We start from the raw sequence: 1,242 nt of genomic DNA on the forward strand, positions 1-1,242 counted from the left end.
AAGTGTGCTGCGTCATGGTCGATTTGCTCCGGTATTTAAGGCAGTCAAAACTCAGGTGCTCAAGATGGATATTCTTAAGAGTAAATTTAATTTCTTGTAAAAATTTATATAAAAACACACGCCGTTGTCCATATTTCTTGTTTAAATTCAGCTACTTTTTATGAGTATGCCTTTAGAGGTATAGGTAAAATTGGCCAGCCATCGCAGTATTAAAATCAGCCGTATGCTGAGCTGATCCGGCATAAAACTTAATTCAGGGAGTCAATACAGATGGCATGGATAGTTTTAGTTCTGGCCGGTATTTTTGAGATTATCTGGGCCTATTCCATGAAACTTTCAGCCGGTTTTAGCAAACCGGTCCCCACCCTCATGACAGTGGTTTTTGTAATTTTAAGCTTTCTGCTGTTGAGCTATGCCATGCGTACGCTGCCCCTGGGCACGGCTTATACCATTTGGTCGGGCATAGGTGTGGTCGGGGCATTTTTGCTGGGCATCTTGATCTTGGGCGAGCAGGCCACCTTGATGCGTATTTTAGCCGCCGTTTTGATTACGGCTGGACTGCTATTGATGAAATTATCCGAGCTCTCCTGATCTGCAATTTGGTGCAGGCCATCAAGCAGATGCGCAGTTTTAATGCATAAAATATTCATATCAGGAATAAATACCGAATTTAGCCGGCATCAAACAGGCCAAATCGGTTATTGGCAAACTTGGCGCGGTATTTGCTTTTTATCAATTGAACTTTGTAAAAGGAGAATGCGATGAGCTATCCGGAACACTTTGTGATTAAGAAAATTCGCTTATTAACACCGACCACCTGTGAGGTGTATATGCTGAATATGAACAAAAAGTTTATGAAAGGCTGGTTGATTCGATGCAATCAGGGTCTGGTTCAGCAGTTTCATGAACAGATGAATCATTTGATGCAGTCTGCCCAGCCTTTTCAGGCATTGTTACAGCTGAAGCAGTTTCATCGGGTAGAGGTTTTATGTTAAGCCAAATCTAGCCAGCAGGAGATTAATTTCCTGCTGGTGCTTTCGCACATCTTAATAAAAATCAATAATTTAAAAAACTTTCCTAAAAATAAAAAAACTTTCCTAAAGCCGTAGACGGCTGAAAAAAAATCCTATATAAATTCTCACAGAGAAAATAATTTTCCTAAAGAGAAAATTAAACATCGCATAGAAACTCATTTTAAAGATTGAGAATTTATAGGAAGCACCCCTATGCCCCAGAACGCTC

At 40.3% G+C, this 1,242-nt stretch carries 2 protein-coding genes; both read left to right on the forward strand.

The window, feature by feature from the left end:
- Positions 1-270: 270 nt before the first annotated feature.
- Positions 271-591, forward strand: a complete 321-nt coding sequence (locus tag GTU69_RS16910; protein ID WP_166172219.1) for a multidrug efflux SMR transporter — start codon at positions 271-273, stop codon at positions 589-591.
- 170 nt (positions 592-761) lie between these two features.
- Positions 762-995, forward strand: coding sequence for a hypothetical protein (locus tag GTU69_RS16915; RefSeq protein WP_004704298.1), 234 nt, complete (start codon positions 762-764; stop codon positions 993-995).
- Positions 996-1,242: the final 247 nt, after the last annotated feature.

It is taken from the genome of Acinetobacter sp. SA01, from assembly GCF_011319235.1.
GTDB lineage: Bacteria > Pseudomonadota > Gammaproteobacteria > Pseudomonadales > Moraxellaceae > Acinetobacter.

Coding starts and splice junctions, on each gene's coding strand:
- GTU69_RS16915 (WP_004704298.1), top strand. CDS start 762: ATGAGCTATCCGGAACACTTTGTGATTAAGAAAATTCGCTTATTAACA.
- GTU69_RS16910 (WP_166172219.1), top strand. CDS start 271: ATGGCATGGATAGTTTTAGTTCTGGCCGGTATTTTTGAGATTATCTGG.